General features: G+C 61.1%; 18 protein-coding genes. 4 read left to right on the top strand and 14 right to left on the bottom strand.

Annotation, left to right across the window (positions count from 1 at the left end):
- Positions 1–8: 8 nt before the first annotated feature.
- From FAA86_RS11415 to FAA86_RS11390, 6 genes are all read right to left on the bottom strand, one after another.
- The gene (locus FAA86_RS11415; protein ID WP_136540656.1) at positions 9–752 is read right to left on the bottom strand and encodes an isoprenyl transferase; all 744 of its coding nucleotides are present in this window, start codon (positions 750–752) and stop codon (positions 9–11) included.
- 49 nt (positions 753–801) lie between these two features.
- Positions 802–1,362 (bottom strand): ribosome recycling factor, encoded by a 561-nt coding sequence (gene frr, locus FAA86_RS11410; RefSeq protein WP_113461229.1) that lies wholly within the window; start codon positions 1,360–1,362, stop codon positions 802–804.
- Positions 1,363–1,419: 57 nt separating this feature from the next.
- Positions 1,420–2,142 (bottom strand): UMP kinase, encoded by a 723-nt coding sequence (pyrH, locus tag FAA86_RS11405; RefSeq protein ID WP_113461228.1) that lies wholly within the window; start codon positions 2,140–2,142, stop codon positions 1,420–1,422.
- Between the two features lie 95 nt (positions 2,143–2,237).
- Positions 2,238–3,164 carry a translation elongation factor Ts gene (tsf, locus tag FAA86_RS11400; protein ID WP_113461227.1) on the bottom strand — a complete coding sequence of 309 codons (927 nt, stop codon included), beginning with the start codon at positions 3,162–3,164 and terminating at the stop codon, positions 2,238–2,240.
- A gap of 259 nt (positions 3,165–3,423) precedes the next feature.
- Positions 3,424–4,191 carry a 30S ribosomal protein S2 gene (rpsB, locus tag FAA86_RS11395; protein WP_113461226.1) on the bottom strand — a complete coding sequence of 256 codons (768 nt, stop codon included), beginning with the start codon at positions 4,189–4,191 and terminating at the stop codon, positions 3,424–3,426.
- 189 nt (positions 4,192–4,380) lie between these two features.
- A complete protein-coding gene (locus FAA86_RS11390; RefSeq protein WP_377344423.1) occupies positions 4,381–5,196 on the bottom strand; it encodes a cell envelope integrity EipB family protein in 816 nt (271 codons plus the stop codon).
- 131 nt (positions 5,197–5,327) lie between these two features.
- On the opposite strand from FAA86_RS11390, the gene FAA86_RS11385 reads away from it, so the two are divergent.
- From FAA86_RS11385 to FAA86_RS11370, 4 genes are all read left to right on the top strand, one after another.
- Entirely contained in the window at positions 5,328–5,798 is a 471-nt protein-coding gene (locus FAA86_RS11385; protein ID WP_136540652.1) for a RidA family protein, read from the top strand.
- On the top strand, positions 5,795–6,526 hold the full coding sequence (locus FAA86_RS11380) for a glycerophosphodiester phosphodiesterase (protein WP_136540651.1): 732 nt from the start codon (positions 5,795–5,797) through the stop codon (positions 6,524–6,526). Before FAA86_RS11385 ends, FAA86_RS11380 begins: the two co-directional genes overlap by 4 nt.
- A 10-nt stretch (positions 6,527–6,536) precedes the next feature.
- Positions 6,537–7,736 carry a GNAT family N-acetyltransferase gene (locus FAA86_RS11375; RefSeq protein WP_136540649.1) on the top strand — a complete coding sequence of 400 codons (1,200 nt, stop codon included), beginning with the start codon at positions 6,537–6,539 and terminating at the stop codon, positions 7,734–7,736.
- 70 nt (positions 7,737–7,806) lie between these two features.
- Entirely contained in the window at positions 7,807–8,226 is a 420-nt protein-coding gene (locus tag FAA86_RS11370; RefSeq protein WP_136540647.1) for an HIT family protein, read from the top strand.
- Between the two features lie 41 nt (positions 8,227–8,267).
- Here the strand turns inward: FAA86_RS11370 and FAA86_RS11365 are convergent, their stop codons facing one another.
- The 8 genes from FAA86_RS11365 to cysE all read right to left on the bottom strand — a co-directional run bounded on the left by FAA86_RS11365 (position 8,268) and on the right by cysE (position 14,514).
- On the bottom strand, positions 8,268–8,456 hold the full coding sequence (locus tag FAA86_RS11365; protein ID WP_136540645.1) for a hypothetical protein: 189 nt from the start codon (positions 8,454–8,456) through the stop codon (positions 8,268–8,270).
- A 90-nt stretch (positions 8,457–8,546) separates the two neighbouring features.
- The gene (locus tag FAA86_RS11360) at positions 8,547–8,876 is read right to left on the bottom strand and encodes an AzlD domain-containing protein (protein ID WP_136540643.1); all 330 of its coding nucleotides are present in this window, start codon (positions 8,874–8,876) and stop codon (positions 8,547–8,549) included.
- A complete protein-coding gene (locus FAA86_RS11355) occupies positions 8,876–9,658 on the bottom strand; it encodes an AzlC family ABC transporter permease (protein WP_136540641.1) in 783 nt (260 codons plus the stop codon). The genes FAA86_RS11360 and FAA86_RS11355 overlap by 1 nt, the downstream gene beginning before the upstream one ends.
- A gap of 72 nt (positions 9,659–9,730) precedes the next feature.
- Positions 9,731–12,211 (bottom strand): ATP-dependent Clp protease ATP-binding subunit ClpA, encoded by a 2,481-nt coding sequence (clpA, locus tag FAA86_RS11350; protein ID WP_136540639.1) that lies wholly within the window; start codon positions 12,209–12,211, stop codon positions 9,731–9,733.
- A gap of 9 nt (positions 12,212–12,220) precedes the next feature.
- Positions 12,221–12,568 carry an ATP-dependent Clp protease adapter ClpS gene (gene clpS, locus FAA86_RS11345; protein ID WP_054151297.1) on the bottom strand — a complete coding sequence of 116 codons (348 nt, stop codon included), beginning with the start codon at positions 12,566–12,568 and terminating at the stop codon, positions 12,221–12,223.
- Positions 12,569–12,809: 241 nt separating this feature from the next.
- A complete protein-coding gene (locus FAA86_RS11340; RefSeq protein WP_113461215.1) occupies positions 12,810–13,157 on the bottom strand; it encodes a phasin family protein in 348 nt (115 codons plus the stop codon).
- Between the two features lie 186 nt (positions 13,158–13,343).
- Positions 13,344–13,547, bottom strand: coding sequence for a DUF3126 family protein (locus tag FAA86_RS11335; protein ID WP_006728476.1), 204 nt, complete (start codon positions 13,545–13,547; stop codon positions 13,344–13,346).
- Positions 13,548–13,689: 142 nt separating this feature from the next.
- A complete protein-coding gene (cysE, locus tag FAA86_RS11330) occupies positions 13,690–14,514 on the bottom strand; it encodes a serine O-acetyltransferase (RefSeq protein WP_136540637.1) in 825 nt (274 codons plus the stop codon).
- Positions 14,515–14,562 lie beyond the last annotated feature (48 nt).

The raw sequence follows: 14,562 nt of genomic DNA, 5'->3' as shown, positions 1-14,562 counted from the left end.
CGTCAAAGTCATGAGCCGACCGCCACGGCTTTGGTCGAAAGACCGCCAAAGCGCCGGTCGCGCGCCGCATAGCGCTCCAGGATGCTGTCGAAGAGTGCAGGCGTGAAATCCGGCCAGAAGTCCGGGACGAACATCAGTTCGGCATAGGCCGCCTGCCAGAGCAGGAAGTTCGAGAGCCGCTCTTCGCCACTCGTGCGAATGACGAGATCAGGATCGGGGATCCCGGCCGTATCGAGATAATCGTTCAGCTTCTGCGCATCGATCTCGGAGGCATCAAGCTTGCCCGCCTGAACATCAGAAGCCAGACGGGCAGCCGCGCGGGCGATCTCGTCGCGGGAGCCGTAGTTGAAGGCGATGACCAGAGTCATGCCGGTATTGGCCGCGGTCGTCTCTTCCGCCTCGAGCAGCAGCGAGCGAATGTCCTCGCGCAGGTTCACGCGGTCACCGATGATGCGGATCCGAACGCCGGCCTGATGCAGGTCGGCGAGGTCACGCCGGATGAAGGCCTTCAGCAGACCGAAGAGCTCGTTCACCTCCGATTCCGGACGGCGCCAGTTCTCAGAAGAAAAAGCGAAGAGCGTCAGGAAGCCAACGCCGGCCTCGCCAGCCGCCTTCACCGTCTCACGGACCGTCTCCACACCCTTTCGATGGCCGAAGGTGCGCGGCAGACCGCGCGCATTCGCCCATCGGCCATTGCCATCCATGATGATCGCAACATGCTGCGGAACGAGGCGATGTTGAACTGTCGACATTGGCGAGGATCCAGGCGGCTTGGAGAGTACGGCGAAGAACGACTCTGCCTTAAACCTGCATGATTTCCTTTTCCTTGTCCGCGAGCAAGCGGTCGACGTCGACAATCGTCTCGTCTGTCATTTTCTGGACCTTGTCGGCGAGCGAACGGCTATCGTCCTGGCTGATGTCGCCATCCTTCTCGGCCTTCTTCAGGCTGTCCATGCCGTCACGACGGACGTGACGGATCGCGACCTTGGCCTTTTCGGCATAATCATGTGCCACCTTGACCAGCGACTTACGGCGCTCTTCGTTGAGCTCGGGCAGCGGAATGCGCAGGTTCTGGCCATCCACGATCGGGTTCAGGCCGAGATTGGCTTCGCGGATCGCACGATCGACGGCGCCGACCATGGACTTGTCCCAGATCGAGACACCGAGCATGCGGGGTTCAGGAACCGTGACGTTGGCAACCTGGTTCAGCGGTACGCGCGAACCATAGGCTTCCACCACCACCGGATCCAGCACGTTTGCCGAAGCCCGGCCCGTGCGCAGCGATGCGATGTCGTTCTTGAATGCGTTGATGGCACCGTCCATGCGGCGCTTGATGTCGTTGAGATCAACCCCTGCGGTCATCATGGTTCTCCCATTGCTCTATTGCTCGGCGGCTTAATAGCGCCACCCGTAAAGTGATCAGTTGTCGGTAACGATCGTCATGCGTCCGGCGCCGGACAGAATCTCGCCGAACCCGCCCTTCTCGTGGATCGAGAAGACGATGATCGGAATATGGTTTTCGCGGGCGAGCGCCACGGCTGCGACATCCATCACCGCGAGGCCCTTCTGCAGGACTTCGTCATGGGTCAGGCTGTCGAAGCGGGTCGCCGTCGGATCCTTCTTCGGGTCGGCGGAATAGATGCCGTCCACCTGGGTGCCCTTGAAGATCGCCTGTGCACCGATTTCGGCCGCACGCAGCGCCGCGGCGGAATCGGTCGTGAAGAACGGGTTGCCGGTGCCGCCGGCGAAGATCACCACCCTGCCCTGCGCCAGATGATGCAGAGCGCCGCGCTGCGAGAAGCTTTCGCAGATTTCCGGCATGGCGATGGCCGAGAGGACGACCGTATCGATGTCGAGCTTGCGCAGCGAGGTGGCGAGCGCCAGCGCGTTGATGACGGTCGCCAGCATGCCCATGTGGTCGCCGGTCACCCGGTCGCCGCCCTTGGACGCGACAGCGACACCACGGAAGATGTTGCCGCCGCCGACAACGACGCCGACTTCGACGCCCATGCGACGGGCTTCGGCGATGTCGCCGGCAATCCGGTCGGCCACTGCCACATCAATCCCGAATCCCTGGCTACCCATGAGGGCTTCGCCGGAAGCCTTGAGGAGGACGCGTTTGAACAATGGCTTGGCTGACATGAAAGCTCCCGAAATCAATTCTGTGCCGGATACACGAAGGGCACCGCGTTGTCACGCGATGCCCGATGTTTTCCCTCGAAGAAGGGTAACGGCAATCAGCCCTTGGCAGCAGCTGCGACTTCGGCAGCGAAGTCGGACTCTTCCTTCTCGATGCCTTCGCCGAGCAGCAGACGTGCCATGCCGGTGACTTCGATCGGAGCGCCAGCTTCCTTCTCGGCAGCCTTGATGGCGTCGCCGACGGTCTGGTCCGGGTTGATGACGAAAGCCTGCGAGAGAAGAGCAACTTCCTCGAAGAACTTGCGCATGCGGCCTTCAACCATCTTCTCGATGATGGCGTCCGGCTTGCCGGAGGCGCGGGACTGCTCGATGAAGACGTTGCGCTCGCGCTCGGCGACAGCAGCGTCAACTTCTTCCGCACGGATGGCGAGCGGGTTGGTCGCAGCAATGTGCATGGCAACCTGGCGGCCGATGGCAGACAGAACGTCCTTGTTGCCGGTCGACTTCAGCGCGACGAGAACGCCGAGCTTGCCGAGGCCGTCAGCAACGGCGTTGTGGATGTAGGTGGCGACAACGCCATCTTCGACGGAAAGCTTGACGGCGCGGCGCAGCGTCATGTTTTCGCCGATGTGAGCGATTGCGTCCTTGATCGTGTCGGTGACGGTCTTGCCGCTGGCCGGATAGGTGGCAGCGCCGATCGCGTCTACAGAACCGTCGGTGCCGATGGCAACCGAAGCCACGCCACGAACGAGGTCCTGGAAGGCGTCGTTGCGGGCAACGAAGTCGGTTTCGGAGTTGACTTCGACGACAACGGCCGAGGTGCCGGCGCCGTTGATGCCGACCAGGCCTTCAGCAGCCGTACGGCCGGACTTCTTGTCAGCCTTGGCGATACCCTTGGCGCGCAGCCAGTCGATGGCGGCTTCGATGTCACCGTTGTTTTCGGTCAGAGCCTTCTTGCAATCCATCATGCCTGCGCCGGACTTTTCGCGCAGTTCTTTTACCAGTGCTGCAGTGATTTCAGCCATTGTGTGCCTCTTGTCTGTTCAGGCGGTCGATCCGTAACCTCAAGGCGACGGAGGGCCGCTGTGTTGGGGACGAAATGTACCCGGATGTATGACAACGTGATGAAGCGGGTCACCACGGAAACAATCGGCCGTCTTCGACGGTGTCTCGCCCGAGGCGAAAGGCATCCGGAAGAACGGAGGCCGCCTGTCGCTCGGGCGAGCACACAGGCGGCCGTTCCCTTGACGGGATATGCGGCGGAAACCCGCCGCAGAGACGCGATTACGCGTCTGCTTCGGTCTCGAGAGCCGGCTCGATCGGAGCTTCGGCAGAGGCGCCGATGTCACGACCCGAAGCGCCCTGCTGGCGAGCGATGCCGTCGATGGCAGCGCGCGAGATCAGGTCGCAGTAGAGCGAGATGGCGCGCGAAGCGTCGTCGTTGCCCGGGATCGGGTAGTCGATCAGGTCCGGATCGCAGTTCGAATCGATGACTGCAACAACCGGGATGCCGAGGCGCTTGGCTTCGTCGATCGCAATCTTTTCCTTGTTGGTGTCGATGATGAACATCAGGTCCGGGGTGCCGCCCATGTCGCGGATACCGCCGAGAGCCTTTTCAAGCTTCTCGCGTTCGCGCTCGAGGTTCAGGCGCTCCTTCTTGGAGTAGCCGGAGGCTTCCGAAGCCAGGATCTCGTCGAGCTTGCGCAGACGGGCGATCGAGTTCGAAATGGTCTTCCAGTTGGTCATCATGCCGCCGAGCCAGCGGGAGTTGACGTAGTACTGGGCCGAACGCTTGGCGCTGTCAGCAATGATTTCCGAAGCCTGGCGCTTGGTGCCGACGAACAGAACGCGGCCGCCGCGAGCAACGGTGTCGGACACGACCTGAAGGGCGCGCGACAGCATCGGAACGGTCTGAGCCAGGTCGATGATGTGGATGTTGTTACGATCGCCGAAGATGTACGGCTTCATCTTCGGGTTCCAGCGGTGCGTCTGGTGACCGAAGTGAACGCCAGCTTCCAGAAGCTGACGCATGCTAAAATCAGGCAATGCCATGCCTTTTTCTCCTTTTCCGGTTTAACCCCCGCGAGACAAACAGCAGACCTTTCGGCCCACCACCGGGCGGAAGCGGCAGGATTTCTCCCTGTCGATCCCAAGTCTCGCGTGTGGAATGACGCCGGCCATACAGGTGCGCCGGTCAAAAATCAATAGCGAAAGCGCCGAATTTCCAGCAATTCGGAGCCTTTACTGGCAGTCACTGTCGGGCTTGCCGAGAACTTCCAGCTTCGTCAACTTACCCGCCAGGACGAAATCACCGTAGTCGAGCGTCAGATCCCGGGTGACACCGTTTTCATAGAGCTTGAAGGACTGGCTGTAGATCGGCTCCTGATCATCCTTCGTCTTTTCGTCGAAATAGGCGATCGATACGGGCCAGTAATCCTGCGGTCCGAGAGAGGCGACAGCCTTGGCTTCCGGATCCGTCTGGGCCGACTTCTTCGGCCCGCCGACGATGGTCGTGGTGAGGAATGTCTGGTCGCCGTCCTCGGAGCCATCGAAGATGCGCGATTCGAAGACGCGCTCGCCCTTGCGGGCGCGGGCAATGACTTCCAGCATATGTTCGGCGGGAAAACGGCTATCGGCCAGCTCGATATCGCGCTTGTCGGGCCCGGTCAGCTCGATCTTCACCTTGCCGTCGGCTTCGGCGGCCGCCCCCTTCACGTCCTTGTCGAGCTGGTCGTCGGTAAAGGACTTGTTCTCGAAGCGGAACTTGCCGGCCGCGACGTCTTCGAACGTAGAGGAGCGCTGGTCGGTCATGCGCACGCCCTCGCCCACGTCAATGCGAGTGACGAAACGGAACTGGGTGTTGAAGCCTTTGCAGGTCGAACCGCTGAATTCGTAGACCATGCGACCGCGGACGGATTCGATGCCGGAGCGATCGGATGCTTCCTTCAGCACGATGTCATAGACGGCGCGGTGCGGCACGAGGCCGACGGTTGCCGCTAAGGCCGCCTGCCCGGTCGCGCCCACGGCAGCCAGGGCCACGGACGCACGGACCGCCATTCGCAAAGGAAACATCGACACCCTCCTGTTGGACTCGTCAGCGATGTTATAAGAACACATCCGGCAAAAGCGAGACATGCTTTTCGTCGCCACAACTTTCTCAACTTTTATCAACAGACCGGGAATCGACCATGTCCGACACAATCGACGGCCGCCTTGCAGCACTGGGCATCAGCCTGCCGGAAGCCGCAGCCCCCGCCGCCAATTACGTGCCCTATGTGATCAGCGGGAACCTGCTGTTTCTCTCCGGCCAGTTGCCGATTGAAGGCGGAAAAGTGGCAGTGATCGGTCTCGTCGGCGGGGATGTCGCGCTCCCGGAAGCGCAGCGCGCCGCGGAACTCTGCGCCATCAACATCCTCGCCCAGGCGAAGGCCGCCCTTTCCGGCGACCTCTCGCGCATCAGCCGTGTCGTCAAGCTCAATGGTTTCGTGGCATCGGCGCCGGGCTTCGTCGAGCAGCATCTCGTCATCAATGGTGCCTCGAACCTGATCGCCAACGTGCTCGGCGAGGCGGGCAAACATGCGCGCGCTGCGGTCGGCATGGCATCGCTGCCGCTTAATGCGGCCGTGGAGATCGACGCGATCCTGGAGATCACCCAGTGAGCCATATCGATTGGATCAAGGACGTGCCGGTCGCCCATCGCGGCTACCACGACATGAACAAGCAGATTTGGGAGAACACCCTCTCGGCTTTCAGCCGCGCCATAGAGGCAGGGTTCGCGATCGAATGCGACATCCAGCTGTCGGCCGACAGCGTGCCGATGGTTTTCCACGACCACGACCTGCAGCGTCTCTGCGGCATTGCCGGCGAGGTACGCGAGCGCACGGCTGCCGAATTGCGCATGCTTTCGATCGGCGGCACCTCCGACAAGATCCCGACGCTTCGCCAGATGCTCGATCTGGTCAAGGGCCAGGTGCCACTGGTCATCGAACTCAAGGGCATCGACGCCGAACAGGATGATGGCTTCGTGGAAGCCGTTCTCGAAGTGCTCGAGGGATACGAGGGCAAGGTCGCGCTGATGAGCTTCGACTTCCACCTCCTGCGCGCGCTGAAAGTTGCCGAATGCCCGTGGCCAGTTGGTCTCACGGCCGAAGGCGTCAAGCCGGACACTCTTGCCGCTCATCGTGAGGCCATGGATCTCGGCCTGGACTTCACTTCCTACTGCGTGGCGCATCTGCCCAATGATTTCGTCACGGGTCTGCGTGAAAAGGGCGCGCCTGTAATTACCTGGACCGTCAGGGATGAAATCATGCGGGCACAGACCTATAAATATGCAGATCAAATGACATTCGAAGGCTTCGACCCGCGCCAGTCGCCGGCCATCGCCTGACGGGAGATCCATGGCAGACGAGGTGACGATCCGCGTAGTCCGTTCGTTTTCGGAAATCAAACCCGCCGAATGGGATCTCCTCAGTGGAGCCTCCCGTTCCGGGCCCGGCTATAATCCCTTCATCTCGCATGCCTTTCTTTCGGCTCTCGAAGACTCCGGTTCGGCCACGGCCGAGACGGGCTGGATGGGCCATCATCTGCTGCTCGAACAGGAAGGGCGCCTTCTCGGCGCCATTCCGTGTTATCTGAAGAGCCACAGCCAGGGCGAATATGTCTTCGACTACGGCTGGGCCGATGCCTTCCAGCGGGCCGGCGGCCGCTATTATCCCAAGCTTCAGGCCTCCATTCCCTTCACCCCCGCGACCGGACCGCGACTGCTCGTGCGGCAGGGTGAAGATGTCGCGCAAGTCCAGGATCTGCTGGCGCAGGGGCTGCAACAGGTCGCACGCGAACTCGGCACGTCCTCGGCGCATGTAACCTTCCTGCCGCAAGGGGAGCTTTCTTCCCTTACGGAAGCCGGCTTTCTGCATCGAACGGACCAGCAGTTCCATTTCATCAACTGCGGCTATGCCAATCACGAGGCGTTCCTCGCCGAACTTTCGTCGTCGAAGCGCAAGAACCTGCGCAAGGAACGGCGCAATGCGCTGGAAAACGGCCTATCCATCGACTGGCTGACGGGCCGTGATCTGACGGAAGACATCTGGGACCAGTTCTTCCGTTTCTACATGGACACCGGAAGCCGCAAATGGGGGCGGCCGTATCTGACGCGCCTTTTCTACTCCCTGGTCGGTGAGCGGATGCCGGACGATATTCTTCTGGTGATGGCTAAACGCGAAGGCCGTTATGTGGCCGGCGCAATTAACTTCATCGGCGCAGATGCGCTCTATGGCCGCCATTGGGGCTGCGTCGAGGATCATCCCTTCCTGCATTTCGAAGTCTGCTATCATCAGGCGATCGACTTTGCCCTCGAAAAGGGTCTGTCACGCGTGGAAGCGGGCGCACAGGGCGAGCACAAGCTTGCGCGTGGCTACGAGCCGGTCACCACGCATTCTGCCCATTTCATCGTCCATCCGGGGCTGCGGCGGGCTGTCGCCGATTATCTCGAACACGAGCGCCGCGAGGTGGCCCAGGCCGGCGAATATCTGGGCGAGCACACGCCGTTCCGCAAAGGTGAGCGGCAGCTGCGCGAGGGCGAGGAATTCGACGGTTGAGAGCCGCCTTGCGCACTTGAAGCCTTGCCGGCCATGCCGTTAAGTGGCGCGAACAGCTAAGGAGACGACCATGACAGCCTATGAGTCCGACAATATCTTCGCCAAGATCATCGCGGGCACGATCCCGTCTGTGAAGCTTTATGAGGACGAGGATACGCTGGCTTTCATGGACGTGATGCCCCAGGCGCCCGGACACCTGCTGGTCATCCCGAAGGCTGGCTCACGCAACCTGCTCGATGCCGATCCGGCCGTCCTCGCCAAGCTCATGCCAGTCGTGCAGAAACTTGCCAAAGCTGCGAAGGAAGCCTTCGATGCCGACGGTGTCTATGTCGCGCAGTTCAACGAGCCGGCGGCCGGGCAGACCGTCTTCCACCTGCATTTTCACGTCATTCCGCGGCATGAAGGCCAGCCGTTGAAGCCGCATGCCGGTGGCATGGCCGATGTCGAGATGCTGCAGGCGCAGGCGGAGAAGATCAAGGCGGCGCTCTGAAGCGCCGCCACCCGAGGGTCATGAAGGGTCGAAGAACAGGCTCAGGCGACGAAGCCGCCCACAACCACCAATGCTGCGATGGCAATCAAGACCAGCACCATGATCGGGAAGGATCCGGTCGAATCCCAGCCGCCCAGTTTTGACGAGCTGTCGCTCAAGTCTTCCGGCAGCACCTTGAAGCGGGGCGGATCACCGTGTTTCAGCTTTCGGAAGCGTACAACCTTGGACATTTCGCTTTCCTCCTGTTGATCGGATACCCGACTTGGGAAGCGAAATGTGGCAATTCCAGCGATCACACGTGTCTGTGAACGCGCCTGATCTCAGAGCCAGAGCAGCCCTGCCCCCAGGATCGCCAGGGGAACGGCGACGCCCACGAGCACGCGCTGGCCTGCCAGAAGGAAGGCTGCAAAGCCAAGGCCGGCGGCTGCAAGCCTTAGCCAGAGCGGCGAGGCTTCCAGTGTGCCAGTCGGGAAGACGACGAGTTTGGCGGTCACCGCCATGACGAGTGCGGTCGCAACCGCCCTCACCCAGTTGAGCGCTTCCGACCCCTCCTGAAGCCGATTGCCAGCGAGAACGCCGAGCCAACGCCACAGATCCGTCGCAAGCCAACCGGCGATGATGATGACGATATAGGGCCAGTAGTCCTGCATCAGACCACCTCCTCCGCCTGCGGAGCCATCTTCTGCTCCTCGGCACTCGCGGAACGCCTGCCCCGACGAATGACGTAGCGATCAAAGAAATAAGCGAGCGTACCGCCGCCCAGACCCGCGATCAGGATATCGAAGCCCGGGACGAGCACCGCCAGCACTGGCCCGGCCACGACGCCGACGACGAATGCCACCTTCACCACGGACTGGCGGCCCGTCGCCCAGATCGAGGCGATGAAATAGACAGGCGTGAGGAAGAACAGGAGAGCCGCGACGATCGGCGGGAACTGGGCAACGAGGCCATAGCAGATGCCGACCAGGATCGTGTTGATCGTCACCAGCGTGATGCCGAAGCCTGCGAAATAGGCGACGCGCCCTTCCCTCGGCACATCCTTGAACGTGCCCATGGCGAAGACCCAGGCCGTGATCGCCACGAAGTGAGACAGGAAAAGCAGAACCCAGGTGGGCGTTTTTCCCATGCGCATCTCCGGCACGAGTGACGCGACCATGGGCATCATGCGGATCGACGACAGCGAGACGGCCAGGAAAATCGCCAGAAGATTGGCGCCGCTGGTCATGGTGCCGATCAGGATCATCTTGGCCGGCAGAGCCCAGACTGCGGCCGTCATGAACATGGCCTCGGCCCGGCTGACACCCGATTCGAGCGCGAAAGCCGAAAAGCCGACGAAGGAGATCATCAGGATGATCGCAGGCAGGCTAAAGAGCCCCCGCATGCCGGCGAAAAACCACCGTGTCTTTGAAATATCACTGGAAGCCGAAGTCATTCAAAATTCCGGATCGGCAAAAAGAAAGTGCCGGGCTGACTGCCCGGCACAGGTTTTCTGATCGACTGGTGCTTACTTCTTCTTCGGCACCTTCGGCACCGCCGAGCGCTTGGCCGGCTTCGGCGCCTCGTCGATGACAGCGACCTCGCCATCGTCCTCGACGGCCGAAGCCTTGGGCGTAGCCTTGCGCTTCGCCTTGACAGGCTTGGCGGAAGCGACTTCGGCCTCGGGCTTCGGCTTGACAGGCGCCACCTCGGCGATCGCATCGAGATCCAGAACCTCTGCACCGTTCTCGTCGGTCTTGGTACCGACCTTGACCACGCCGCCCTTCTTCAGCTTGCCGAAGAGGATCTCGTTGGCCAGCGGCTTCTTGATGTGCTCCTGGATGACGCGGGCCAGCGGGCGGGCCCCCATCTTCTCGTCGTAGCCGTTCTTCGCCAGCCAGGCGATCGCGGGCTCCGACAGGTCGAAGGTGACGTTGCGTTCCGAAAGCTGCGCTTCCAGCTGCATGACGAACTTCTGCACGACCTGATGAATGACTTCCGTCGGCAGCGGCGCAAACGGGATCGTTGCGTCGAGACGGTTGCGGAATTCCGGCGTGAACAGGCGGTTGAGCGCCTCTTCGTCTTCGCCGGTGCGCTTGGAGGAGCCGAAGCCGATCGCTGACTTCGCCATTTCCGATGCGCCCGCATTTGTCGTCATGATCAGAATGACGTTGCGGAAGTCGATCTTCTTCCCGTTGTGGTCCGTCAGCTGACCGTGGTCCATGACCTGCAGCAGGATGTTGTAGATATCCGGATGCGCCTTTTCGATTTCATCGAGCAGCACGACCGAATGCGGATGCTGGTCGACGCCATCGGTCAAAAGACCGCCCTGGTCGAAGCCGACATAGCCGGGAGGTGCACCGAGCAGACGCGAGACCGTGTGCCGCTCCATGTACTCCGACATGTCGAAGCGCAGGAGTTCGACGCCGAGCGACGATGCCAGCTGCTTGGCCACCTCGGTCTTGCCGACGCCGGTCGGGCCGGAGAAGACATAAGCGCCGATCGGCTTGTTCGGCTCGCGCAGGCCGGCACGGGCCAGCTTGATCGAGGTCGAGAGCGCCTCGATCGCCTTGTCCTGCCCGTAAACGACGGAGCGCAGTTCCTTTTCGAGATTGGCGAGCACCATCTCGTCGTCCTTGGACACAGTCTTCGGGGGAATGCGGGCCATGGTCGCGATGGTTGCCTCGATCTCCTTCTCGGTGATCAGCTTGCGGCGACGGGACGCCGGCAGCAGCATCTGGGCCGCACCCGTCTCGTCGATCACATCGATCGCCTTGTCGGGCAACTTGCGGTCGGAGATGTAGCGCGCCGACAGCTCGACCGCCGACTTGATCGCGTCGTTGGTGTAGCGGAGCTTGTGATAGTCCTCGAAGTAAGGCTTCAGGCCCTTCATGATCTCGATCGCATCGTCGATCGACGGCTCGTTGACGTCGATCTTCTGGAAGCGGCGAACCAGAGCGCGGTCCTTCTCGAAGAACTGGCGGTATTCCTTGTAGGTGGTCGAGCCGATGCAGCGGATCGCACCCGAGGAGAGCGCCGGCTTCAACAGGTTCGACGCATCCATGGCGCCGCCCGAGGTGGCGCCGGCACCGATCACGGTATGGATCTCGTCGATGAAGAGCACGGCGCCCGGATAATCCTCGAGCTCCTTCACGACCTGCTTCAGACGCTCTTCGAAGTCACCGCGATAGCGGGTGCCAGCGAGCAGCGTGCCCATGTCGAGCGAGAAGATCGTGGCGTCTGCCAGCGCTTCCGGCACCTTGCCTTCGACGATGCGCTTGGCAAGGCCTTCGGCGATCGCCGTCTTGCCAACGCCGGGATCACCGACATAGAGCGGGTTGTTCTTCGAACGACGGCACAGCACTTGGATCGTGCGGTTGACCTCGTCGTGACGACCGATCAGTGGATCGATGCGGCCGGTCTTGGCCTTTTCGTTCAGGTTGACGCAGTAGGCCTTCAGAGCCTCCTGCTTGCCCTTGGCCGAACCTTCCTCCGGCTCGCGGCCGCCCTGCTTTGCATCGGGCTCGCCCTCTTCCGCCCCGCGTGGGCTGCGGACCTGCGAGGCACCCGGGCGCTTGCCGATGCCATGGGAGATGTAGTTCACCGCGTCGTAGCGGGTCATTTCCTGTTCCTGCAGGAAATAGGCGGCATTGCTCTCGCGCTCCGCAAAGATCGCAACGAGCACATTGGCGCCGGTGACTTCCTCGCGACCCGAGGACTGGACATGGATCACGGCGCGCTGGATGACGCGCTGGAAGCTCGACGTGGGCTTGGAGTCCTCATCGTAGCCGGTGATCAGATTGGCGAGATCGTTGTCGACAAAATCCGTCACGGTCTTGCGCAGGGCGTCGAGGTTGACGTTGCAAGCCCCCATCACGGCGGCGGCATCAGCGTCGTCGATCAGAGCGAGCAGCAGGTGCTCCAGCGTCGCATATTCATGGTGACGCTCGTTTGCGTAGGTCAGGGCCTGATGCAGCGCTTTTTCGAGGCTGGGTGAAAATGTTGGCACGTCTGATCCTCACTTCTTTTCCATGACGCATTGAAGCGGATGTTCATGTTGCCGGGCGAAATCCATCACCTGTGAGACTTTGGTTTCAGCGACTTCGTAGGTGAAGACACCACATTCCCCGACCCCATGATTGTGGACGTGCAACATGATGCGGGTGGCGGCTTCCCTGTCCTTCTGGAAGAAGCGCTCCAGGATGTGGATCACGAATTCCATCGGGGTGTAGTCGTCGTTCAGAAGCAGGACGCGATACAGATTCGGCTTCTTCGTCTTCGGCTTGGTGCGCGTGATGACCGAGGTGCCGCGATTGGCATTATCCCCGTCACCCTGGCTTTGCATGAAGACCGGCTTGGCAGTCATTTCAGTTCATTCTCCGTTGTCCGGCCGGTTTGCCGTTACACATCGGTGCGGACGAACACTCAGCACAGTAAGGTAGTTCATTATGCGGTGATTTTAAGCCCCCCAGGTCAAGGTGACGACAATTTGTCACGAAGCCCGGAAAAGCGAGGAATTTGAACGGATAGGTTATACCAGCGGCCACAAATGACAAGACCGGCCGCGCGGTGCACGGCCGGTCTTGCAGGTTACACGCAAGCTTCAATCAGGCAGCAGCCGATACCGGCGCCATCGTCTTGGCCATGCTGGATTCGTAGGGCTTGTAGGCGAGCTTCGCGAGATCGGCATACATCTCGCCCATTTTGGTCGCCTCGGCCACGAAGCTCTCGTAAGAGGACTTCATGAAGGACGTCTGGAGCTCGAAGGCGGCCTCGACGCTCTTCACGGATGTCATGGCTTCCATGAAGGACGTCAGGTCCTGGAAAGACTTCTTCGAGTAGTCGGTCGCTTCGGCTGCGATGGCCTGAAAGCCCTTCGTCACCTCTGAATAGTTCTTCAGCATGGTGTCCATGGCTTCCTTGCTCTTCTTGCTGGCGTCGTCGATATTGAACATGCGAGTGCTCCTCCTTCTGTCCGGAATATCAGATGACCCGAACATAGCAGTCGCACAAAAGCGGTCAAGAGAATTTGTGCATCGCACAACAATCGTCAATTGTAAGCCGGATAATGAAAAAGGGCCGCGATCGTGCCGCAGCCCCGTCTCAGTTTTTCTCGGTGCCGCGGCAAGCAGCGGCCGGGATTACAGGTCGACGTCGAGGATCGCCATCGAGAAATTGTAGGAGAGATCGCCGTCTTCGTCGTCCTTGAAGACGACGCCGAGAAACTCGTCACCCACGTAGACTTCAGCGGAGTCGTCCTTGCGCGGACGAGCCTTGACGCTCATCGTCGGGTTGAAAGTGCGCTTGAAATACGCGTCGAGTTTCTTCAGTTCTTCCGGCTTCACACTGTGTCTCCATGGACTGTTTTCGGGGAGGGTTTCGAGTTGCGCGCTTGTCGCACGGCCTTTCCGCCGATGTAAAGACGCAATGCAAAGTTTGCCCAGGCTGGCGGGGCCGTTTTCCGAATGGACAATCTTTCCGGCGCGCTCAGTCGTCGGAAGCGATCATCTGGTCCATCGACCGGCTCGGCTCGGCACAACCGGCCTCGCCAACAACGCGCGCCGGAACGCCGGCGACCGTGGTGCATCTGGGAACAGGCTTCAACACGACCGAGCCTGCCGCAATGCGCGAGCAGCTGCCGACCTCGATGTTGCCCAGCACCTTGGCCCCTGCCCCGATCATCACGCCATCGCCGATCTTCGGATGCCGGTCGGCCCCCTCCTTGCCGGTACCGCCCAGGGTGACACCGTGCAGGATCGAAACGTTGTCGCCGATCCGTGCAGTCTCACCCACGACGAGGCCGGTCGCGTGATCAAGAAAGATGCCTTTGCCGATATGCGCGGCCGGGTTGATATCCGTCTGGAACATGTTGGACGAGCGGCTCTGCAGGTACAGCGCGAAGTCGCGGCGGCCGTGGTTCCAGAGCCAGTGGGCCAGACGATGGGTCTGGATCGCATGGAAACCCTTGAAGTAGAGGACGGGCTCCAGGAACCGCGTGCAGGCCGGATCACGATCGTAGACGGCCTGAATATCGACGCGCAGGATCGTGGACCATTCCGGCCAGTCGCGCATCATCGCCTCGAAGGCCTGGCGCAGAACAATCGCCGGAACATCCGAGTGATCCAGCCGCTCGCAGATGCGGTAGATCACACAATCTTCCAGCGACGCGTGGCTCAGCACCGTCGAATGAAAGAAAGCAGCGAGCATGGGATCGCGATCGGCGGCCACGCGGGCTTCGTGCCGCAGGCTGTCCCAAATCGGATCCATGGACTTGATGGCTTCGGTCTTGAGGACGTCGTTGTGTGCGACCATTGCCGGTCTCCTCGTTCGTCTAGGAATGGCATTATATAGTCGAAGACA

This window comes from Rhizobium rosettiformans W3 (assembly GCF_004912135.1).
Taxonomy (GTDB): domain Bacteria; phylum Pseudomonadota; class Alphaproteobacteria; order Rhizobiales; family Rhizobiaceae; genus Allorhizobium; species Allorhizobium rosettiformans.
The sequence above is the reverse complement of the archived record's forward strand: the minus strand, read 5'-3'. Positions and strand labels throughout refer to the sequence as shown.

Coding starts and splice junctions, on each gene's coding strand:
- FAA86_RS11415 (WP_136540656.1), bottom strand. CDS start 752: ATGTCGACAGTTCAACATCGCCTCGTTCCGCAGCATGTTGCGATCATC.
- frr (WP_113461229.1), bottom strand. CDS start 1,362: ATGACCGCAGGGGTTGATCTCAACGACATCAAGCGCCGCATGGACGGT.
- pyrH (WP_113461228.1), bottom strand. CDS start 2,142: ATGTCAGCCAAGCCATTGTTCAAACGCGTCCTCCTCAAGGCTTCCGGC.
- tsf (WP_113461227.1), bottom strand. CDS start 3,164: ATGGCTGAAATCACTGCAGCACTGGTAAAAGAACTGCGCGAAAAGTCC.
- rpsB (WP_113461226.1), bottom strand. CDS start 4,191: ATGGCATTGCCTGATTTTAGCATGCGTCAGCTTCTGGAAGCTGGCGTT.
- FAA86_RS11390 (WP_377344423.1), bottom strand. CDS start 5,196: ATGGCGGTCCGTGCGTCCGTGGCCCTGGCTGCCGTGGGCGCGACCGGG.
- FAA86_RS11385 (WP_136540652.1), top strand. CDS start 5,328: ATGTCCGACACAATCGACGGCCGCCTTGCAGCACTGGGCATCAGCCTG.
- FAA86_RS11375 (WP_136540649.1), top strand. CDS start 6,537: ATGGCAGACGAGGTGACGATCCGCGTAGTCCGTTCGTTTTCGGAAATC.
- FAA86_RS11370 (WP_136540647.1), top strand. CDS start 7,807: ATGACAGCCTATGAGTCCGACAATATCTTCGCCAAGATCATCGCGGGC.
- FAA86_RS11365 (WP_136540645.1), bottom strand. CDS start 8,456: ATGTCCAAGGTTGTACGCTTCCGAAAGCTGAAACACGGTGATCCGCCC.
- FAA86_RS11360 (WP_136540643.1), bottom strand. CDS start 8,876: ATGCAGGACTACTGGCCCTATATCGTCATCATCATCGCCGGTTGGCTT.
- FAA86_RS11355 (WP_136540641.1), bottom strand. CDS start 9,658: ATGACTTCGGCTTCCAGTGATATTTCAAAGACACGGTGGTTTTTCGCC.
- clpS (WP_054151297.1), bottom strand. CDS start 12,568: ATGACTGCCAAGCCGGTCTTCATGCAAAGCCAGGGTGACGGGGATAAT.
- FAA86_RS11340 (WP_113461215.1), bottom strand. CDS start 13,157: ATGTTCAATATCGACGACGCCAGCAAGAAGAGCAAGGAAGCCATGGAC.
- cysE (WP_136540637.1), bottom strand. CDS start 14,514: ATGGTCGCACACAACGACGTCCTCAAGACCGAAGCCATCAAGTCCATG.